This window comes from Glaciecola sp. 2405UD65-10 (genome assembly GCF_048820975.1).
Classification (GTDB): domain Bacteria; phylum Pseudomonadota; class Gammaproteobacteria; order Enterobacterales; family Alteromonadaceae; genus Glaciecola.
On the sequence record NZ_JBMEUF010000001.1, the window covers coordinates 1,252,340 to 1,273,249 of the forward strand.

Consider the following 20,910-nt stretch of genomic DNA (forward strand, 5'->3'; position numbering starts at 1 on the left):
ATTACCTTGCAATGCCGCGATTAGGCGCACTTAAAAACTGCGCCATTTCCGATAGCTCAGTATGCTCAGCCGCCATATCTATGATTATTTTACTTGCTTCATCATAGCTATTGTTTTGCCTGTACAATACCTTGTAAGCGCGTTTAATAGCGCTTATTGATTCGCTAGAAAAACCGCGACGTTTTAGGCCTTCACTGTTAATACCTTGAGGAACGTGTTTTATACCGCTAAACATAACAAAAGGCGGTAAGTCACGCAGAAGAACAGCTCCACCTCCAGTAAAGGCATGTGAACCTATATGACAGAACTGATGCACCGCAGTCATGCCACCTAAAATAACAAAATCACCAATATGTACATGGCCGGCAACGGTTGCGTTGTTTGCTAATATATTGTCATTGCCTACAATACAGTCATGAGCAATGTGAGTATTAACCATACATAAGTTACGATGGCCAATTTTGGTAATGGCTTGATCTTGCGTAGTACCGCGATGAATTGTACAAGATTCTCTAAACTCGTTGTCATCACCTATTTCAAGGTACGTTACTTCACCGGCGTATTTTTTGTCTTGGCAATCTTCACCAATTGAACAAAATTGGAAAAAAGTATTGTTTTTACCAATTTTTGTATGACCTTTCACCACAACATGGCTTTTTAAAACGCAGTTATCACCAATTTCAACGTTATCCCCAATAAAACAAAAAGGGCCTATTTCTACATTGTTACCAATAATCGCCTTATCTGAAATAACGGACGAAGGATGAATCATAATTAAATATCTCTCATTGCACACATAAATTCAGCCACACATGCTGGATTGCCATCAACGCTGGCAACACCTTCAAATTTCCATATCCCTCTGCGTTCTTTAATTAAGCGAACCGATATATCCATTCTATCACCTGGCACTACAGGTGCTTTAAATCGTGCTTTATCAATGCCTGCGTACAAATACAATTGATCATTGTTCCCTAAGGTTTTAAAACCTAAAATTCCTGCAGCTTGTGCCATAGATTCTAAAATCAAAACGCCGGGGAAAATTGGTTCACCGGGAAAGTGACCTAAAAAACACTCTTCATTAATCGTGATATTTTTGTAAGCTTCAATTGACTTACCTAGTTCGTAGTCGGTCACACGGTCTATCAACAAAAAAGGATAGCGATGTGGAAGTAATGACATTATTTCTTTGATTTCAATTGTGTTGAGCGAGTGTGACAAGAATATCTCCTAATAAAAATGCAGGGCGCAACTCGGTAGTATTTTATTTGCACACATTATTATATCTTGATTATGTGTGTTTTATTGTTTGTTGCGCGAATTGCTGCATAAGATAAGCGTTTATACCCTAAAAACAAATCAGACCAACACTTGTTGGCCTGATTTTCTGTTAAATAGTACAAATACGCTTAACGTTGACGCATTATTGAGCTTTACTAACTTGCTCAAGTACTTTTTGCGATATATCGTTTTCTGGTTTGCTGTAAGGAACCGCAGTAGCATTTAATACCACATCATAACCTTCTTTCTTAGCAATACCGTCAATAGCTTGCTTAATCAAACCAAGAAGTTTACCTCTTTCTTCTTGAGTACGGCTTTGCATTTGTTGTTGCAAAGGCTGACCTACAGTTTGAAGCTTTTGACCAATTTCGTTGATTTGCTGCTGTAATTCTTTTATTTGCGCTTCACTAAGAGTTGCTTCTTCACGTTGCAACTTTTCCACCAGATATTTGCCATCAGACTGCATGCGCTGTACTTCTTGCATTTGGTCTTTGAACTCAGCATTAATAGTTTCTTCAATTGTTGCCACCTGTGGAAGAGCTTGCAACACTTGCTGAACATCAATAACACCTACTTTTTGAGCTGCATTTGCAGCTGAAACGCTTGCCACTGTAAATAACACGGCTAATGACAAACTTTTAATGAACCTATTCAATGTAAAACTCCTTTCAGTTTCTTATACTTATTATTCGTTAATATTACGTTATTTTCTTGATTATACCTTGCTTAGAAGGTTGATCCAATATTGAATGTGAAGAAATCTACTGTGTCTCCCTCACGCTCTTTTAATGCTCTTGAGAAGCTAAATACCATTGGGCCCATGGGTGAAACCCATTGCACTGATACCCCTGCTGATGCGCGGTAATTTTTCCAATCGCTGTAATCCAGTAATGGACCCGTAGAGGTAATTACATTTAAATCTTTATATGCATCATAGTTAAATTCAGTATCCCAAACAGACCCTACATCTAAAAATAAGCTAGTGCGTACGGAGTTATCAAATTCAGCTTCTACAAATGGTGTTGGTACAATCAACTCAAGGCCACCAATCGCCATGGCATTACCGCCTAAACTTCTTGATGACAACTGTAATGCATCATTCCCTGCAGAACCTAAAATTGGCACGCCATTTGGTGTAGTGGCAATTAGACCTCCACTAACATTCACCCCACGTGGGCCTACAGTGTTATTTTCAAACCCGCGAAGCGTATCAGAGCCCCCTGCAGTAAAGTTTTCCGTAAATGGCAATATTTGATCAGACCCTTTTTTATCGCCATAGCCGTTGCCGTAGCCTAAACGCAAGCGAGCTAACACCGTCCATCTCTGATTTCTAGTAAGTGGGAAGTACCACTTAGTATCAGTAGTAAATTTAAAATAATTCACTTCTGAGTTAGGTGTAGTAATAGAGAACGATGCACGTTGCGACGAACCTGAACTTGGAAACAAACCACGGTTCAAAGTATTACGCGACCATGAAACCGATGCTAAGAAACTATCATATTTAATAGCGGCATCAGGATCGTTGTCATCTAAAAATTGGTTATAAAAACGCGAAGTTTGCACATAACTGGTGTTATCACTTTGCAATTCAACATTTGAATAAGTTAAGCCAAAGCTAATTCTATTTACTTCATTAATTGGATAACCAATATTAGACCCTATAGACCAACGCTTACTATTGTACTGAACAATGTTAAAGCTTCCGCCATCAAATTCGCTGTACCCAAGGCTTCCACCTAGGCTAATGCCATCAATAGTGAAATACGGGTCTAAATAGGTAACTTGGGCACTTGATTGATACGAGACCGTAGACAGATTCAAACCAATACGCTTGCCGGTTCCAAGGAAGTTGTCTTGCTGAACACCAGCTTGTAGGCTTAACTTAGTAGCATCACCGTAGCCAATCCCTGCGTTGAATGAGCCCGATGCTTGCTCTTTTACATTAAATTCAACATCTACTTTATCATCTTCACCTGGAATACGAACCGTCTCAAATTCTACGTTTTCCATATAAGTTAAACGAGACAATTGTGCTTTAGAGGTTTTTAATGATCTATTCGCCAACCAAGAACCTTCCATTTGCGTCACGTTTTGACGCAGTACATCATCAGCGGTAATGGTGTTACCAGAGAATGTGATACGGCGAACGTAAATACGTTTACCAGGGTCAACCGACAGCGTTAACTTTACGGTTTTATCTTCCTCGTTAATCTCAGGAATGGTTACGACGTTTGGATAAGCATAACCAAAGCGGCCTAAATAATTAGAAATAAATTCTTCGGTATACGTGACTTCAGCTTGGTTATAAAGTTCACCTTCACGAATTGGCAACACATTACTAATAAATTCTTCATTACCGAGTAAGTCACCTGATAATTCCACGCCAGATATTGTGTACTGCTCCCCTTCTTTGACGTTTAATGTAACGTAAATACCGTCTTTTTCAGGTGACATAGACACTTGCGTAGAATCAATTGAGAATTGCAAGTAACCGCGATCTTTGTAGTAACTTTCAATGGTTTCCATGTCACCAGCAAGTGTTTGCTGCTGGTAGCGAGTTTCAGACATGAAATCCCACCATGGTGCATTAAATTGCAGTTCCATTTGGTCAAATAATAAGTCATCTTCAAATACTTCATTACCCACCACATTAATTTGACGAATTTTAGCTGCATCGCCCTCGTCAAAAAGTAACTTAACGTCTACACGGTTACGTGGTAATGGCGTAACAATCGCTGTTACGTCGGCATTATATTTACCTATACTATAGAAAAAGTCCTTTAGGCCATTTTCTATTGACGTGATAACGGTACGGTCAAGGGGCTCACCAATACGAATATTTGAGCCATCTAAACTTTCTTGTAGTTGTTCATCTTTAATATCATCATTGCCATCAAAAACAATGTTACTGATGGTAGGCCTTTCCGACACCGTTACAACTAACACATTGCCGTCGCGATAAATGTCAACGCGTTCAAAGTGAGTTGATGAATAAAGAGAACGGATTAACTGAGTAACACGAAACCTATTAAGGGTGTCACCACGCTGAACCGGTAAGTAGGTTAAAGCCGCACCTAATGCAACTCGCTGTAAACCTTCTACACGAATATCTTCCACAACAAACTCAACATTATCGCTTAAAGCTTGCGCAGAAGTATATGATGAACCAAGGCTCAACATGCTTGCTAAAACTAGATTTTTACACTTCATCAACTATTAAAATTCCAAGATATTGTGTGTCAGACATTGTTATTATTTTCATTAGAGCATCGCATTTACGCACTTTGCTACACTCACATTTATTATTGCTTTGCACTTATGCAACCTAGCAATAACGCTTAAATATTGCGTAAAACATCGTTAAAAATTGCGGTTACCATTACCATAAATAGTAAAGCTCCCCCAATTTTAAAGCCTACTTCCTGAATAGCCTCTGACACGGGCTTTCCAGTTATCCACTCAATGGTGAAATACAATAAGTGACCACCGTCTAATATTGGTAACGGCAAAAGATTAATGATACCAAGATTTACGCTGATTAGCGCTAAAAATCCTAGGAAAGCAATTAATCCGTAACTTGCATGCGCTCCCGCACCTTGAGCAATTGATATTGGACCGCTTAAGCTTTTAACTGACAAATCACCCGTTAATAGCTTACCCAACATTTTCACCGTGGTGCTCATCAAACGCCACGTATCATCAACACCACTAAAAAATGCATTAATAGGGCCTAATTTAGTCGTAATGATATATTCTTCGGGCCAAGCCTCGCGGCTAGTGACTACGCCTAAATACCCTTTGCTTGCATCGTCATTACGAGCGCCTAAGTTAACAACAACACTACGGTTTGCGCCGTTACGCAAAAGGTCTATTGCAAGCTCTTGATTAGCGCGCGTCTCAATGTATCCGACTATTTGTCCCCAATTTGTCATTGGAGTTCCATCTATTTTAAGAATTTCATCATTTACTTGAAGCCCGCCTAGCGCTGCTGGGCCATCTTCTTCCACATAAGCAAGGACTTTAGTGACCTTGGGCTCAAATCGTTTAAAGCCTAAATCGCCAAATAAATCCCTTGAATCAGGATCTAAGGTCCAGCCATTTATGGGTAAATTACGCATTTCTAGCGAGCCATTAGGTGTTTTAACTTGCAGAGGAATACTATTTTCACCACTATATCGAACTAATTCGAGACTTACATCCTGCCAATTTTCAACCTTACGCTCACCTACCGCTATAATTTCTTCATAGTTTTGAATTTGCGCTTGCTGTGCGTATGAATTGGGTATTACTTCGCCCACTATTGGTTTCACGCTTTGTGTGCCAAGCATACCAATTGCCATTAGCGCAAACACAGCGAAGATAAAGTTAACAATTGGGCCTGCCGCCACAATCGCCATGCGCTGTAAAACCGGCTTTTGATCAAATGCTACATCAAGGTCTTGTGTGCTTATTTCATCCACGCGGCCATCTAGCATTCTGACGAATCCGCCAAGTGGAACCGCGGCTATCACAAACTCCATACCGGTAGAGGTAACTCGCTTGTACAAAGGCTTGCCAAAGCCAATTGAGAAACGCAGTACCTTCACTTTACACAAACGAGCCACAAAATAGTGCCCCCATTCATGCACGGCAACTAAAATACTTAGCGCCACTACAAACGATAATATATTCCAAATGATGCCCGTCATAATTGCGCCTCTATCATAGTGTTCACAAAAGCTTGCGCGCTTTCGCGGCTTAGATGATCGTGCTCTAAAATACTGTCAATACAAGTCAAGTTACCATGCCCATGTTTTTGCAATGTCATATCATTGACTTGGTTTATCTGTGTAAAGTTTATTTTTTCTTGTAAAAAAGCATGCACCGCTAATTCATTAGCTGCGTTTAAAGCAGTTGTAGCGGCCTGCCCTTGTTTGCTTGCTTCAATTGCCAAATATAAATTAGGAAAGCGTTTTTTACAGGGAGAAGAAAAACTGAAATCACGTAAGGTTGAGAAATCTAAATTCGCCACGCCAGAATGAATACGTTCTGGGTAAGACAAACCATATGCTATTGGCGTACGCATGTCTGGGTTTCCCATTTGCGCAATTACCGAACCGTCAATGTATTGCACCATAGAATGAATCGTACTTTGCGGGTGTAGCACGACTTCTATATCGCTTTCATCCATTCCGAATAACCATTTGGCTTCAATAAATTCAAGCCCTTTGTTCATCATTGAGGCTGAATCTACGGATATTTTACGCCCCATACTCCAGTTAGGATGAGCACATGCTTGTTCGGTTGTAATATTAGAGAAATCAGCTAATGGAAGCTCTCTAAAAGGCCCACCGCTGCCGGTTAAAAGTAAATGTGAAATACCGCTTTTATGCTTGTTTCCATATTCAAAATCATTCGGCAAGCATTGAAATATAGCGTTATGTTCGCTGTCAATTGGTAAAAGCTGAGCGCCATTCTGATTTACGGCGTCTATGAACAACTCGCCCGACATCACCAATGCTTCTTTATTGGCAAGTAAAACGCGCTTTGCAGTTTTTACGGCTGCCAAGGTGGGCATCAAACCCGCGGCACCTACTATTGCTGACATCACAATATCAACAGAAGGATCACTGGCTATGTCACAAAGAGCTTTACTACCAAATAGAATCTCAGTATTTGATTGGCTATCTTGTAAAAGGCCTGAAAGTTGTTTCGCAGCTTCTTGGCTGTTCACTACTGCATATTGCGGTGAAAATTCAATGACCTGTTCAGCTAGTTTCGATAGTTGCGAAACGCCTGTAATAGCGAACACTTTGAACTGCTCAGGGTGCAAACGAATAACATCTAAAGTACTGCAACCAATTGAGCCAGTTGCTCCCAATATTGTCACTAATTGTGTTTTAGAATTCTGCGATAAAAATGCGTTTACACCATCATCAACACTTTGGCTTTGCTTTACAGACATATAAACTAAGCCATCCAAACCACATAACAAAAGGCAAAAACAGGAAAAGCTGCCGTTAGGCTATCTATACGGTCCATTATTCCACCATGGCCAGGTAAAATTTTGCCACTGTCTTTAATCCCTGCACATCGCTTAAACATACTTTCGTTAAGGTCGCCCAGTGCCGACACACCTACGGTTAAACCACCTATAACAAGATGTAACCAAATGCGCGAAGGCTCAACATGATAATGCAATGCCGCAAAGGCGATAATCGCTAATGACGCCATTACTCCACCAAACAAGCCTTCAAGGGTTTTGCCTGGCGAAACATTGGGGCGCAATTTGTGCTTTCCGAACTTAACACCTACGAAGAACGCACCAATATCAGCAGCCCAAACTATACCAAGCACATAAAATAATAAGGAAGCGCCGTAGAATGGGTCAACATCATATAAACTTGTACGCAGGCTCACTATCGCCACCCACGTAGGTACCAGCGTTAGCACACCAAAGGTGGCTCGAATAACTTTACTGTTTTTCCAAAAGTTACTGTATCGAGGATAGGCGACTATCATGAAAAGTGAAACAAACCACCAAAGTGCCGCTATTTGTAAAATAACAAAATAAAGACCATTTAATTCACCTTGAACCCAAATATTCTCGGCATCTACCAAAGCAATAATTATGGCAAATATAATACCTATGAACACCATAAATGAGCTCTTCACAATGCGTTCAGTAATCCCCGACATATTTGCCCACTCATATGCACCTACCATCATTACGCCAGCAACTACATACTTGAACGGTTCTATAGGTAAAAAAAGTATCGCAACAAGCGCAAGAGGCGCTAAAACGAGGGCGGTTATAATTCTTTGTTTTAACATTATGAAGTTCCTGCGTCTTGAGTCATGATTTGCGCCCCTGTTAATCCGAAGCGACGCTGACGATTCGCAAAATCTTGTATCGCTAAAGCAAACATCTCTTCGCTAAAATCAGGCCATAATGTTTCAGTAAAGTAGAACTCCGCATAGGCACACTGCCATAGTAAAAAGTTACTTACACGATGATCACCACCAGTACGTATAAGCAAGTCAAGCTCTGGAAGTTGTGAAGTACTCACATGTTGATTAAACAAATCTTCGTTAATGTCATGAACATCTATTTCATTATTTGCCAGCTTTTGCGCAATGCGTTTCGTGGCATCAACGATGTCCCATCTGCCACCGTAATTAGCTGCTATGTTTAGCGTTAAGGCCGTATTTTTTTCCGTCAGTGCTTCTGCTTTATTAATTTTTTCTTGCAGACTTGAGTCAAAGGCAGACAAATCACCAATTACCTTAAGTCTAATATTGTTTTTATTAAGCTTTTTAACTTCTGACTTCAACACCATAGAAAACAACTGCATCAGTACCCCTACTTCCTCTTTCGGGCGCTGCCAATTCTCACTACTAAAAGCAAACAAAGTAAGCGATTCAACGCCTAACTTACGTGCTAGGCGAACAGAAGAACGCACAGCGTCTACTCCCGCCTTGTGTCCAAACGTTCGCAACTTCCCTTTTTGTTGAGCCCATCGCCCGTTGCCATCCATTATAATAGCAACATGACGCGGTATCTTATCAATCGCTACGTTGCAAATGGCGGTCGAAGACGGCTCAGCTCGCTTACCTAACAAACTTATACTTCCATCAGTTCTTTTTCTTTATCAACTAAAATATCGTCTACTTTTTTGATAAAAGAATTGGTCAGGGTTTGAATATTTTCTTCGCCTGCTCGGCTTTCGTCTTCACTAATCTCTTTTTCTTTTAGAAGCTCTTTAATATCACTGTTTGCATCGCGACGAATATTGCGAATAGCAACGCGGCCTTGCTCAGCTTCATTACGAACAACTTTAATAAGATCTTTACGACGCTCCTCAGTAAGCGGTGGTAAAGGTATACGAATTGCTGCACCTGCGCTCATTGGGTTTAAACCTAAGTCTGATTGCATTATCGCTTTTTCAACCGCTTGAATAGCGCTTTTGTCAAACACTGATAAAGCCAGTGTACGACTATCTTCGGCTATAATATTTGCAACCTGCTTAAGCGGTGTGTCAGTACCGTAATAAGACACCATAATACTGTCTAATAAACTAGGGTGCGCACGGCCTGTGCGAATTTTGCTAAGTTGACTCTTAAGTGCGGTTACACTTTTTTCCATGCGCTCACTGGCGTCTAATTCAATTTCATCAATCATGGGTAAACCTTTACTATTTTATTCTTCTGTTGTTGTGTTTGAATGGCTAATTAAGGTGCCTTCAGCCTCACCTAGTACGACTCTTTTTAAGCAACCTGGAGTGTTCATATTGAACACGCGAATTGGAATACTATGATCTCGAGCCAAAGTAAATGCTGCTAAATCCATTACTTTTAATTCTTTTTCTAAGACTTCTTGATAACTGATGTGTGACAATAATACAGCATCAGGGTTTTTCACTGGGTCACTATCATAAACGCCATCAACTTTTGTGGCCTTTAATACAACATCAGCCTCAATTTCAATTCCGCGCAAACATGCTGCAGAATCAGTGGTAAAAAATGGGTTGCCTGTGCCTGCAGAGAAAATGACCACTTTGCCTGATTTAAGCATGCTGATAGCATCTGTCCAATTATAGGAATCACATACGCCGTTAAGGGGAATGGCTGACATTAAACGAGCGTTCACAAAAGCCCGATGCAATGCATCGCGCATTGCCAAACCGTTCATGACAGTTGCCAGCATACCCATATGGTCGCCCACAACGCGATTCATTCCTGCTTTGGCTAATCCTTCGCCGCGGAATAAGTTACCGCCGCCTATCACCAAGCCTACTTCTATTCCTAGCTCAACTAATTCTTTAATTTCAACGGCCATGCGGTCTAGCACTTTGGCATCAATGCCAAAATTTTCGTCACCCATTAAGGCTTCGCCGCTTAGTTTTAATAAAATTCTACGATATGCAGGTTTGGATGTGACGCTCATATATATGTAAATCCTCTAAGTTTGGCCCAAATAAAGACTAAGTGTTGATAAAGTCGTTAATATTGGAAGCATATTCTAATAGAAAATAACGCAAGTAGCTTCAACAATTTGTAAATTCTAGGCAAAAAAAAGCATCTCAATGAGATGCTTTCCTGTTTGATATCACAAATATTCATTAATTCTCTAAATTTAAAAATAACAAATTTTTGCTAGAAAACAAAAGGGCTTATTTTTTAGCCGCTTCCATTTGCGCTGCTACTTCAGCTGCAAAATCTTCAGTTTTCTTCTCAATACCTTCGCCTACTTCAAAACGCACAAAGTTAATTACATCTGCACCGTTTGATTTAAGTAATTCAGCTACTGATACTTTTGGATCTTTAATAAACGCTTGACCCGTTAGGCTGATTTCACCGGTGAATTTCTTCATGCGGCCAACAACCATTTTCTCAGCGATTTCAGCTGGTTTGCCTTCTTTAACAGCAATCTCAACTTGAATTTCTTTTTCTTTCTCAACTACTTCTGCAGGAACATCGCTTGGCTTAACAAACTGAGGGTTTGCAGCAGCAACGTGCATTGCAATATCTTTAGCAAGCTCTTCTTCGCCGCCATTAAGAATAGCGATTACACCAATACGACCGCCGTGCACGTAGGCACCAAGGTTATCACCTTCAACGTTGATAACGCGACGTGGAGAGATGTTTTCACCGATTTTAGCGACTAATGCATCACGTACTTCTTGAACAGTAGAGCCGTCAAGTTCTGCAGCATTAAGTACATCAATATCATTGATGTTATTTTTTGCAGCTACTTCTAATACTTTTTTACCAAAAGCTAAGAAACCTTCATCTCTTGCTACGAAATCAGTTTCACTGTTGATTTCAAGCATGGTAGCTCTGTTGCCAGATACTGACGTTAAAATTACGCCATCAGCTGCAATACGGCCTGCTTTTTTAGCGGCTTTTGCTTGGCCAGATTTACGCATATTTTCAATTGCTTGCTCGATGTCACCATCAGTTTCAACTAAGGCTTTTTTACAATCTAACATACCAGCGCCTGTGCGCTCGCGTAGTTCTTTTACCAATGCTGCTGTCACTGCCATTGTTTTATTCCTCTGAATATTTATAAGATTGATTGTCTAATAACTAAAATTTAATTAAAAAAAGGAGACTATCGTCTCCTTAATATTACTAACTTGCTGGTCGATTACTCGCCGTCAACAACAAACTCATCGCTTGCTACTGGTGCATCTTGGTTACGACCTTGAGCGATAGCTTCAGCTGCAGCGTTAGTATAAAGTTGGATAGCTCTGATAGCATCATCGTTTCCTGGAATGATGTAATCAACGCCATCAGGATTAGAGTTAGTATCTACAACACCTACAACTGGGATACCCAAGTTGCGAGCTTCTGTAATAGCAATGTGCTCGTGATCAGCATCAATTACAAAGATAACGTCTGGAAGACCACCCATGTCTTTAATACCACCTAAGCTGCTTTCTAGCTTAGTCATTTCACGTTGAAGTAATAATACTTCTTTTTTAGTTAATTTTTCAAAAGTACCGTCTGCACTTTGTGCTTCTAATTCTTTTAAACGATTAATTGATTGACGAACGGTTTTCCAGTTAGTCAACATGCCGCCTAACCAACGCTTATTAACGTAGTATTGGCCACATTTTTGTGCAGATTCTTTTACCGCTTCACTTGCCGCACGCTTGGTGCCAACAAACAAAATTTTACCTTTACGAGCAGATACGCTGCTTAAAAAGCTTAGTGCGTCGTTAAATAAAGGAACGGTTTTTTCTAAGTTTATGATATGAACTTTGTTACGTGCGCCAAAAATGAATTGACCCATTTTTGGATTCCAGTAACGAGTTTGGTGACCAAAGTGAACACCGGCGTGTAGCATGTCACGCATTGAAACGTTTGCCATAATATTAATTTCCTAATGTAGGGGTTATGCCTCCATATTTCCCTATTTCCGATCCGAAGAACTAACGTTCTTGAGACACCCCGGAAACAGTGTCGAAATATGTGTGAATTTTTAAAATATTCACTGCCCGAAGCTCTCTTATTTGGAGTGTTTCGAAAACAGCGCGCGCTTTATACCATATACGAACACCCACAACAAGAATTTTCAATAAAATACACCTATAAACCCGCAAAAATACCAAAAAAGTTTTCACTTTCTGTTATCCCCTTGTAAGGCTGGCTTGAGTATTAGATAATACCTACATATATATTAAGAGGTATAAAGCGTTGGCAGTAACGATTAAAACAGCAGATGAAATAGAAAAGATGCGCGTAGCGGGTAAACTAGCCGCTCAGGTGCTCGATATGATTGGTGAGCACGTTGTTAAAGGCGCAACCACCGAACAGTTAAATCAGCTTTGTCATAATTACATCGTTGACGTGCAAGGTGGTATCCCTGCTCCTTTAAATTATGGCCGCCCGCCTTTTCCTAAATCAATATGCACATCGGTAAATCATGTTATTTGCCATGGCATTCCAAGTGATAAAAAGCTCAAAGACGGTGACATTGTAAATATAGATGTCACCGTAATCAAAGATGGTTATCACGGTGATACCTCAAAGATGTTCGTAGTAGGCAAACCTAGCATACTGGCCGAACGCCTGATTAGAATTACACAAGAGTGTTTGTATAAAGGTATAGAGATTGTAAAGCCTGGCGCTCGACTTGGTGATATTGGTCACGTAATTCAAACCCATGCTCATAAACACAATTATTCAGTGGTTCAAGAGTATTGCGGACATGGTATTGGTGCAACTTTTCATGAAGACCCTCAAATAGTGCATTATGGCCAGCCAAATACCGGTGATGAAATTGTGGCAGGTATGTGCTTTACCATTGAACCTATGATAAACGCAGGTAAGCGCTATTCCAAAATCCTACCTGACCAATGGACGGTTGTAACAAAAGATCGTAGTTTAAGTGCCCAGTGGGAACATACTTTATTGGTTACTGAAACAGGGGTCGAGATTCTGACTCATCGAGATGATGAAACGATCCCAAGAATTATCAACCACAGTTAAGGTGGGTGGAAACCGTGCAGCCATATCAGTTTTTGGTTTTGCCTGATTCCCGCCAATAGGAAACTCTCTTTTTTGAATAATTTAAATGAAGTAATAAAGCGTTTACAAAGCATTGAAAGTATCAATGACATTGTCGCATTTAAACAAGTTGTATCAGATAGTTTCACATGGCTTGCAGAAAGCTTTAATTCAATTCACGTAGATGAATTGGTAGTGGAGCGTTCACGTTTCACTGACGCGCTCTTATGCAGAGCTTGGCATTTACAAGAATTGCATGATGATCCGAATGTAACATTGTGTGCAGTAGGCGGATATGGGCGCGGACAAATGCAGCCTTATTCTGATATTGACCTTCTCATTTTGAGCAAAAAACCTCTAAAAAAAGACATCGAAGAGAAGGTTTCAGCATTCATTACTTTCTTGTGGGATATCAAACTAGAGATTGGCCAGTCTGTTAGAACAGTAAAAGATACGGTCAAACTTGCTAAAGACGACATTACCATTGCGACTAATTTAGTGGAAGCGCGTCGCTTGTGCGGCAGCCATGACGTATTTAATGCAATGGTTGAGCAAATTGGCCAAGATAAAGTATGGTCCAGTAAAGACTTTTTCATTGCTAAATTAGAAGAGCAACAAGCTCGTCATAGAAAATTCAATGATACCTCATATAATCTAGAGCCCAACATAAAAGAAAACCCGGGCTGTTTGCGTGACATTCAAAACATTGGGTGGGTAGCGAAAAAGCATTTTAAAGAATACGACGGTTCAACCTTAATTGGACACGGCTATTTTACTGACTTAGAACACTCTGAACTAATAGAGTGTCGGTCAAACTTATGGCAAATTCGCTTCGCCTTGCATTTGGTCGCAAAGCGCAGTGAAAACCGCTTATTGTTTGACTTTCAAACCGATGTAGCTGAACTGTTAGGATTTGGTGAAGGTAAGCAAGGCGTTGAGAAAATGATGAAACATCTGTTTCGCATTGTACGCCGGGTAAGCGAGCTAAACAGCATGCTTATGATGCGCTTTAAACAAGATATCTTAAATTTAAAGATTAAAGAAACCACGATTATTAGTGATGACTTTTGCATCCAAGATGGCTTTATTTCTGCAAGAAACAATACCTGTTTTGAATCGCCTTTAAAAATATTAAAGTTTTTAGGCTTGGTTTCAAAACATCCTAAAATTGTTGGCCTAGATGCTGACTGCATTCGTCAATTGCGTAATGCGCGTCGAGAGTTTCAATCAGCGTATTATCATCAAATTCCGGAATGCCGAGAGTATTTTGTGAAGCTTGTTTCAAATCCAGATTTTTTTGACTTGGGTTGGGATATCATGCACAAACACGGCATTTTACAATCGTATATTCCTGAATGGGATAAGATTGTTGGGATGATGCAGTTTGATTTATTCCATGCCTACACCGTAGATGAACATACTCACCGCTTAGTAAAACATGTGCGTCGTTATTTTACTGAGCCTTCTGAATTTCCGCGTTGCAGCCGCATTGTGAATACCTCCGATAAACCGCAAGTGCTATTTATAGCGGCTATATTTCACGATATAGCTAAAGGCAGAGGCGGTGATCACTCGGTGTTAGGTGAGAAAGATGTACATGAATTTTGTGAGCAACATGGCATTTCTGAAAAAAACGCGAACTTAATCGCGTGGTTAGTACGAAATCATTTGTTGATGTCGGTAATCGCACAGCGCCGCGATATATATGATCCCGATGTTATTCGTGAATTCGCATCAGAGGTCAAGAGCCAAGAACGTTTAGATTTACTCTATTGCTTGACCTTAGCTGATATTCGAGCGACTAATCATAGTTTATGGAATGATTGGAAAGCATCACTATTGCGCGAGCTATTTTTGCTCACCCAAAAAGCCTTAGATAATGGCCTGCAGTGCCAAATGACGTTAAACGAGCGAATAGAAGAGCATAAATTATCTAGCCTTTCATTGTTAGCTAATCAAGGGGTATCAGAAGCCGGCTGTGCACCATTTTGGCAGCGGATGAACCCCGACTATTTCGCTCGTTTCACCCCGGCTCAAATTGCTTGGCATACACAAAATATTTTGAATGCAGGTGAACTTAAAGAATCTGAATTTTTAGTTGCGGCTTCAAATGAAACTTCAAAAGCCGGAACTGAGCTTTTGATTTACTGTCAAGATCGTCCTGCTTTATTTGCACAAATAGCGTCGGTCTTAGACAGCCGCAATTGTTCAATCCATGATGCTCAAATTGCAATTACATCAAACGGCTACGTGTTTGACAGCATGATTATTCTAGATCATGAAGGTCAGCGAATAGATACTCAAGCTAGAATAGATAATTTGGTCAAAGCAATACATCAGCAACTAGTGATTCCGGGCCGTTCACATGCCAACTCTCGTAAAATGTCGCGCCAAATGAAGCAGTTGGACGTGCCAACTAAAGTGCGTTTTTATTCGTCTCAAGATGACAGCACGCTTATAGAACTTGAAGCCTTGGATGCGCCTGGTTTGTTAGCGAGAATTGGGCATTTGTTTGTAGATTTAAACATGACATTAAAAATGGCGAAAATTACCACTATTGGAGAACGGGCTGAAGATGTGTTCATTGTGTCAAACGATGAAGGCAAAGCCTTAACTCAGCAACAGCAAGTACTAATAAGAAAACAAATTACCTTAAAACTCGATCAACCAGAAGTGAATACCGCAATATGAATACATTAGCGTCAACCATAGAACAAGCTTTCGAAGATAGAAACAATTTTACCGCAGAGACTGCCTCAACAGAGATTCATGCAGCGGTAAATGAAGCAATAGCATTGCTAAATAGCGGTGAAGCACGTGTTGCTGAAAAAGCTGATGATGGCTGGAAAGTAAACGAATGGCTTAAAAAAGCAGTTCTATTGTTCTTTAAGCTTAACGATAACCAAGTGATTGAAGGGGCTGAGTCTACCTTTTATGACAAAGTACCTCTCAAATTTAGTGGATATGATGCGGCGCGTTTTGCCAAAGAAGGTATGCGCGTTGTGCCACCGGCAACGGTTCGTACAGGTTCGTTTATTGATAAGAACGTAGTACTTATGCCTTCATATGTGAATATTGGTGCCTATGTGGGTGAAGGAACCATGGTGGACACCTGGGCAACAGTTGGCTCTTGTGCACAAATTGGTAAAAACGTGCATTTATCAGGCGGTGTAGGCATTGGTGGCGTATTAGAGCCACTTCAAGCCAGCCCAACTATCATTGAAGATAACTGCTTTATTGGCGCTCGTTCTGAAATTGTAGAAGGTGTTATTGTAGAAGAAGGCGCTGTTATTTCAATGGGCGTATATATTGGACAAAGCACACGTATTTTTGACCGTGAAACGGGCGAAATTCATTATGGACGCGTTCCCGCCGGTGCCGTAGTAGTACCTGGTAGCCTGCCAAGCAAATGCGGCACCTATAGCTTGTATGCCGCTATTATTGTTAAGCGTGTGGATGCAAAAACACTTGCTAAAACGGGTATTAACGAAATACTTCGTGGCGCAGAGTAAAAATTTATCTGTAAACACAAAAAAGCGCACTAAGTGCGCTTTTTTTATACGTATAATGTATTGATGCCACTACACTTGAAGTTCAGAAACAATAGATTCCACCCAAGGCACAACTTCATCTTCGGCTGATAAAGTTTCAATTGCATCTACTTCAAACATATCTGCCACAGATTTGCCTTGTAATTCAAGCATCAGATCATAAAACTGACGCCCTCCTCCACAGTAGCTATCACCGTAACTGCTATCGCCTAAGGCCGCTACAGCAAACGGTTTTCCATTCATCAATGGAAAGTTATCTCGTAAGTCTGAATAAAATAATTCTAAATTAGGCGGCACATCGCCTTGTCCTGTGGTTGAGGTAATCACGAGTATTGACTCAGCAGCAATAAAATCGGATTCATCAGGATCAGAAAATACTTCGCTCTGAATCCCTTTGTCACTCAACATGTTTTGCACTTCCTCAGAAACATGCTGCGCATTCCCGTAAACCGAGCCTGCAAAAATACTTATACTACTCATAATTGTCCTTTCAACTATTGTAATGCCTTTGGCACATGTAAATTTAATGACCTACCCTATATGTAAGGCAGCTTGTAGATTATTCAATACCTAACTAGGTATAAATATGGAATTCCCAACTTAAAGTTCTTTTTTATCTTCGAAAATATCCATAATCGCTTGCAAGTCATCATCAATATCAGCTTCGCAATTTATGAGATCTTGCGTAATAGGATGTGTAAAACTCAATTGATGCGCTATAAGAGCTAAGCGATTAAGTTGCAGGTGCTCTCTTGCGAAAGCATTTTGTTTGCCATCGCCATGTGTCGTATCCCCAATAATTGGGTGTCGAATATGGGCCATGTGCCTGCGTAACTGATGCTTTCTCCCCGTTTGAGGACGTAATTTAACTAAGCTAAAACGTGCTTGTTCGTATCTTCCTACTGGAATCGGTAGCTCGCAGGTAGACAACAAAGTGACTTCGCTAACCGCCTCTTGCGCAGCTTTATCTTGCTGAGCTTTAGCGTCAGTCATTTTGTCTAACTCTTCTTTTAAGGGATAATCAATAATTTGATCTTCAGTATATCCTCTTAGCACTGCCAAATAGCTTTTCTTAATTGTTTTGTCTGCAAAAGCTTGCCCTAACAATTGCGTACAAGGCTTATTTAAAGCAAACACTATTAAGCCTGATGTGGGTTTATCTAAGCGGTGAACTGGAAAAACCTGCTGGCCTATTTGATCACGCAATAATTGCAGTAGAAAACGTGTTTCATAACGATCAATATTACTTCGATGGACGAGTAAACCAGATGGTTTATGCACCACTACAAGATGCTCGTCTTGATAATGAATTTTTAACATAAGAGGATTCTCTAAGTAGCGCATCGCTACTAAACAACAATTGACGTATAATAACAGAATCTCGGCCTAAGCAAGAGCGTCGATTCTTTTTAACTATCACCGAAAGAACCAAAGCAATATGACACAAGCTAAGCAAATTAACACGCTCAGTGAATTTTTATTACAAGCGCAAACACAGTATATCGTTTTCGATTTAGGTCGTGGAATTAAACCAATAGATAATCAGCAATTTTTTGATTGGGAAAATCAACTTGCACCTTGCGCTTATCCGCGCCAAGAACATGCTTGGTTTTGCATTTGTTTCTGGAATGAAAAAGAAAGCCAAGAGCAATATATTTGGTATATCAAACTACCTCTAGATGAAAATGGGCTTTTAATACAAGCTGCGCGAAATCAGTTTCTTGAAATAGTAGTTACCGCCCTAGGCTCACAGTTACAGCATACTAGCAATGAAGAAGCTCAATTACCTGAAAACCCATTCGTGTTTCAACCAAGTCAGCAACAGCTTGCTGACTGTAATGCTCGTATTCATAAAGCATTGAAGCAAACTCGAGCTGGCAACAACAAAGTAGTCCAGTATATGCAAGCACCAAGTGTGCAAGATTGGCAAATACTAAGCGTACAAGACATAGCAGATTACGTAAGTACAAGTGATAGTAGCGACACATGCCCTGTTCAGTTGACCTTAGCGAAACACCTAATGCACTTGCCAGTTCCTATGCTAAGTTGCTTATTTGCCAGTTTAGAATGTATAAAAATTAACGATGTTCTAAGTAAAGCCATTATTGCCTTTTATAAAAGCAGCCAAGAGCCTGTATTGCGTCAATTGAGTTTACGTGCGCTTAGTCATTTCGAACCAGCAAACATATCTTTAGCAAATCACTTCGTAGAACAGTTGATTTTACGGGATGAAGCCTTAGATATAGAAACCTTAGTATTAATTGCCGGTAGATACTGGCATATTCTTAACGAAGAAAGCATTTTACTTTCATACATGGATAAAGTGGCTGCAAAAGATGACAGTTTTGCTTTATTTCTTGGCATTTACGCTGATCTTGTGAAAGTACCTAGTTGCCGCGCATCGATGCTTGGTCTGCTGCGTAATACAAAGCGCAGTAATTTAGTATCCCAAGGAATTGGTAGGCTTTTCACGCGATGATGCCTACTTCACAATAGAGAGAACCCTTTGAATTTGTTATCCTTAATCTTAGTATTTGTATGTGTATTAATAGTCGTTCAATTTTGGCGCTTACGCGGAATTTCTGAATATATGGTTGGCTATGCGAACCAGTACTGCAATAAACATAATCTGCAGTACATTTCCCTAGCTCGTACAGGAAGCAAATTCACCGCTTATAAAGGTAAGTTGGATTGGCAACTGAGATATCAAATGGAGTTTAGTAGTGACGGTGAATCAGGTTATTTAGGTACACTTACTTGCCATGGAAAAGAAGTGATTAATATAGATTTGCCCGCTTACCGAATCGCTAATTAAAGAATAACGATTAACAATGCAAAAAGGCAGACCATAGGCCTGCCTTTTCTTAAAATTTTGAGTATCCCTCTCAGCGTTCCTTTGCTGCAACTTCATCCATACTGAATCCCTTACTCCCCTTTCCGTTTTCATCCCGCTAATCCTAAGCAGGCAACACGCCTTGTGTAGATCCCTTTCCTTTTTCCCTAATCCAAATCAATCCATTTTCATTTGGAATCTCAAACCTTTGAGTTGTCCTTTATTGGCATCTGCCAAGAAATCCCTTAATATCATCCCTGTTATTCCTAACATCCAGTTAGTCAGTCTCATTCTCTTCATCCTGAAGAATTCCTTAAGACAGGTATAGAATAGACCTATCGAGCACTTCATAGTTAACTTTTTTTAATTAAGTTTTTGTGAACTTAAGTATACATTTTGACTCTAAACCACAATCCGATGATTACATTAGTATTTTTATTTAGCGCTCAGCTTTTAACATGTAAAAGTAGCGGAAATGCTCACAAGCTTGTAAGAAATTTCTTACAATATAAAAGGTAAATTTGGCGCTATTTGGGGCGAAACATTACCGTACCTGTAATGTGTCCCACTTCAATTTCTTCTACACGCTCAAATTCTGCATCTAAAAAATAAGACATGCATTTAGGTAAAGTCACTAACACAGCAACACCTTGCGATAGTTCATCTTCAACCATTAGCCCTAAAATTGCGCTCATCAATACGTGCCCTAAGCCTATGTCTTGATAATTTGGATGAACGCCTATAAGAGATAGCATATGGTAATTTTCTGCTGGAATTTTTTCTCTAACTTTTTCTTCCTTGGCAATCATCTGCTTAGTGCCAAAATACCCTGCAGTAAGCAGCATTTTCAAGCGCCAGTGCCAAAATTGGCCTGCTCCAAAAGCAGTATCAGGATTTGTTAAACAGGTCACAGCCAGGAGTCGGTCATCTTCGAATAATCCGACCAGAGGTTGTTTGGCGTCGTAGTAGGTATTAATTTCTTCTTTAATTGCGCTTCTTAAACGGGCTTCATACCCCTCTTTTTCACCCTGAAAAATATCAACAAAAAGTGGATCGTCAAAATAAGCGTTATAAAGAATAGATGCTGCAACTCTTAAGTCATCAGCGCTTAAGTATGCAGCTCTAATTTTTTGCAGATCAGGTTGGTATTCGGCAACTGTCATATATTGGTCATCCTAAAACAAACGTTACTGATTAAGTTTTAACCAGTGTAATGCAATAAATTGAATTTTGTAACAACTAATTTACATT

General features: G+C 40.1%; 20 protein-coding genes. 5 read left to right on the top strand and 15 right to left on the bottom strand.

The genetic code is table 11. From position 1 onward, the window contains the following. Position 1: 1 nt before the first annotated feature. The 12 genes from lpxA to rpsB form a co-directional block, all read right to left on the bottom strand. On the bottom strand, positions 2–772 hold the full coding sequence (lpxA, locus tag ACOI22_RS05740) for an acyl-ACP--UDP-N-acetylglucosamine O-acyltransferase (protein ID WP_420671051.1): 771 nt from the start codon (positions 770–772) through the stop codon (positions 2–4). A gap of 2 nt (positions 773–774) precedes the next feature. Then, a complete protein-coding gene (gene fabZ / locus ACOI22_RS05745) occupies positions 775–1,221 on the bottom strand; it encodes a 3-hydroxyacyl-ACP dehydratase FabZ (RefSeq protein ID WP_420671052.1) in 447 nt (148 codons plus the stop codon). A gap of 202 nt (positions 1,222–1,423) precedes the next feature. Beyond that, on the bottom strand, positions 1,424–1,936 hold the full coding sequence (locus ACOI22_RS05750; protein WP_420671053.1) for an OmpH family outer membrane protein: 513 nt from the start codon (positions 1,934–1,936) through the stop codon (positions 1,424–1,426). Between the two features lie 71 nt (positions 1,937–2,007). Further along, positions 2,008–4,491, bottom strand: a complete 2,484-nt coding sequence (bamA, locus tag ACOI22_RS05755; RefSeq protein WP_420671054.1) for an outer membrane protein assembly factor BamA — start codon at positions 4,489–4,491, stop codon at positions 2,008–2,010. A gap of 128 nt (positions 4,492–4,619) precedes the next feature. Continuing rightward, on the bottom strand, positions 4,620–5,969 hold the full coding sequence (rseP, locus tag ACOI22_RS05760; RefSeq protein ID WP_420671055.1) for an RIP metalloprotease RseP: 1,350 nt from the start codon (positions 5,967–5,969) through the stop codon (positions 4,620–4,622). Next, positions 5,966–7,225, bottom strand: a complete 1,260-nt coding sequence (gene ispC / locus ACOI22_RS05765; RefSeq protein WP_420671056.1) for a 1-deoxy-D-xylulose-5-phosphate reductoisomerase — start codon at positions 7,223–7,225, stop codon at positions 5,966–5,968. The genes rseP and ispC overlap by 4 nt, the downstream gene beginning before the upstream one ends. Positions 7,226–7,230: 5 nt before the next feature. Next, positions 7,231–8,094, bottom strand: a complete 864-nt coding sequence (locus ACOI22_RS05770; protein ID WP_420671057.1) for a phosphatidate cytidylyltransferase — start codon at positions 8,092–8,094, stop codon at positions 7,231–7,233. Then, the gene (uppS, locus tag ACOI22_RS05775) at positions 8,094–8,882 is read right to left on the bottom strand and encodes a polyprenyl diphosphate synthase (RefSeq protein WP_420671058.1); all 789 of its coding nucleotides are present in this window, start codon (positions 8,880–8,882) and stop codon (positions 8,094–8,096) included. Before uppS ends, ACOI22_RS05770 begins: the two co-directional genes overlap by 1 nt. 2 nt (positions 8,883–8,884) lie before the next feature. Next, positions 8,885–9,442 (bottom strand): ribosome recycling factor, encoded by a 558-nt coding sequence (gene frr, locus ACOI22_RS05780; protein ID WP_420671059.1) that lies wholly within the window; start codon positions 9,440–9,442, stop codon positions 8,885–8,887. A gap of 18 nt (positions 9,443–9,460) precedes the next feature. Then, positions 9,461–10,207, bottom strand: a complete 747-nt coding sequence (gene pyrH / locus ACOI22_RS05785) for a UMP kinase (RefSeq protein ID WP_420671060.1) — start codon at positions 10,205–10,207, stop codon at positions 9,461–9,463. A gap of 226 nt (positions 10,208–10,433) precedes the next feature. Continuing rightward, positions 10,434–11,306 carry a translation elongation factor Ts gene (gene tsf, locus ACOI22_RS05790; RefSeq protein ID WP_420671061.1) on the bottom strand — a complete coding sequence of 291 codons (873 nt, stop codon included), beginning with the start codon at positions 11,304–11,306 and terminating at the stop codon, positions 10,434–10,436. A 104-nt stretch (positions 11,307–11,410) separates the two neighbouring features. Next, positions 11,411–12,136 carry a 30S ribosomal protein S2 gene (rpsB, locus tag ACOI22_RS05795; RefSeq protein ID WP_420671062.1) on the bottom strand — a complete coding sequence of 242 codons (726 nt, stop codon included), beginning with the start codon at positions 12,134–12,136 and terminating at the stop codon, positions 11,411–11,413. A gap of 308 nt (positions 12,137–12,444) precedes the next feature. On the opposite strand from rpsB, the gene map reads away from it, so the two are divergent. From map to dapD, 3 genes are all read left to right on the top strand, one after another. Then, entirely contained in the window at positions 12,445–13,257 is an 813-nt protein-coding gene (map, locus tag ACOI22_RS05800; RefSeq protein WP_420672323.1) for a type I methionyl aminopeptidase, read from the top strand. 72 nt (positions 13,258–13,329) lie between these two features. Further along, a complete protein-coding gene (gene glnD, locus ACOI22_RS05805) occupies positions 13,330–15,966 on the top strand; it encodes a [protein-PII] uridylyltransferase (RefSeq protein WP_420671063.1) in 2,637 nt (878 codons plus the stop codon). Next, complete coding sequence (gene dapD / locus ACOI22_RS05810; protein ID WP_420671064.1) at positions 15,963–16,787, top strand: 2,3,4,5-tetrahydropyridine-2,6-dicarboxylate N-succinyltransferase; 825 nt, start codon at positions 15,963–15,965, stop codon at positions 16,785–16,787. Before glnD ends, dapD begins: the two co-directional genes overlap by 4 nt. A 69-nt stretch (positions 16,788–16,856) precedes the next feature. Here the strand turns inward: dapD and ACOI22_RS05815 are convergent, their stop codons facing one another. Then, positions 16,857–17,306 (bottom strand): flavodoxin domain-containing protein, encoded by a 450-nt coding sequence (locus tag ACOI22_RS05815; protein WP_420671065.1) that lies wholly within the window; start codon positions 17,304–17,306, stop codon positions 16,857–16,859. A 120-nt stretch (positions 17,307–17,426) separates the two neighbouring features. Further along, on the bottom strand, positions 17,427–18,146 hold the full coding sequence (gene truC / locus ACOI22_RS05820; protein ID WP_420671066.1) for a tRNA pseudouridine(65) synthase TruC: 720 nt from the start codon (positions 18,144–18,146) through the stop codon (positions 17,427–17,429). Between the two features lie 118 nt (positions 18,147–18,264). Between truC and ACOI22_RS05825 the strand changes: the two genes are divergently transcribed. After that, complete coding sequence (locus ACOI22_RS05825) at positions 18,265–19,305, top strand: DUF3549 family protein (protein WP_420671067.1); 1,041 nt, start codon at positions 18,265–18,267, stop codon at positions 19,303–19,305. Positions 19,306–19,332: 27 nt separating this feature from the next. Next, on the top strand, positions 19,333–19,641 hold the full coding sequence (locus ACOI22_RS05830) for a DUF3301 domain-containing protein (RefSeq protein WP_420671068.1): 309 nt from the start codon (positions 19,333–19,335) through the stop codon (positions 19,639–19,641). Between the two features lie 545 nt (positions 19,642–20,186). Here the strand turns inward: ACOI22_RS05830 and ACOI22_RS05835 are convergent. After that, on the bottom strand, positions 20,187–20,822 hold the full coding sequence (locus ACOI22_RS05835) for a GNAT family N-acetyltransferase (RefSeq protein ID WP_420671069.1): 636 nt from the start codon (positions 20,820–20,822) through the stop codon (positions 20,187–20,189). Between the last annotated feature and the right edge of the window lie 88 nt (positions 20,823–20,910).

Bases quoted from the DNA above. Each gene is read 5' to 3' on its own strand.
- lpxA (WP_420671051.1), bottom strand. From the start codon at position 772: ATGATTCATCCTTCGTCCGTTATTTCAGATAAGGCGATTATTGGTAAC.
- bamA (WP_420671054.1), bottom strand. From the start codon at position 4,491: ATGAAGTGTAAAAATCTAGTTTTAGCAAGCATGTTGAGCCTTGGTTCA.
- rseP (WP_420671055.1), bottom strand. From the start codon at position 5,969: ATGACGGGCATCATTTGGAATATATTATCGTTTGTAGTGGCGCTAAGT.
- ispC (WP_420671056.1), bottom strand. From the start codon at position 7,225: ATGTCTGTAAAGCAAAGCCAAAGTGTTGATGATGGTGTAAACGCATTT.
- ACOI22_RS05770 (WP_420671057.1), bottom strand. From the start codon at position 8,094: ATGTTAAAACAAAGAATTATAACCGCCCTCGTTTTAGCGCCTCTTGCG.
- frr (WP_420671059.1), bottom strand. From the start codon at position 9,442: ATGATTGATGAAATTGAATTAGACGCCAGTGAGCGCATGGAAAAAAGT.
- pyrH (WP_420671060.1), bottom strand. From the start codon at position 10,207: ATGAGCGTCACATCCAAACCTGCATATCGTAGAATTTTATTAAAACTA.
- tsf (WP_420671061.1), bottom strand. From the start codon at position 11,306: ATGGCAGTGACAGCAGCATTGGTAAAAGAACTACGCGAGCGCACAGGC.
- rpsB (WP_420671062.1), bottom strand. From the start codon at position 12,136: ATGGCAAACGTTTCAATGCGTGACATGCTACACGCCGGTGTTCACTTT.
- dapD (WP_420671064.1), top strand. From the start codon at position 15,963: ATGAATACATTAGCGTCAACCATAGAACAAGCTTTCGAAGATAGAAAC.
- ACOI22_RS05815 (WP_420671065.1), bottom strand. From the start codon at position 17,306: ATGAGTAGTATAAGTATTTTTGCAGGCTCGGTTTACGGGAATGCGCAG.
- truC (WP_420671066.1), bottom strand. From the start codon at position 18,146: ATGTTAAAAATTCATTATCAAGACGAGCATCTTGTAGTGGTGCATAAA.
- ACOI22_RS05825 (WP_420671067.1), top strand. From the start codon at position 18,265: ATGACACAAGCTAAGCAAATTAACACGCTCAGTGAATTTTTATTACAA.
- ACOI22_RS05835 (WP_420671069.1), bottom strand. From the start codon at position 20,822: ATGACAGTTGCCGAATACCAACCTGATCTGCAAAAAATTAGAGCTGCA.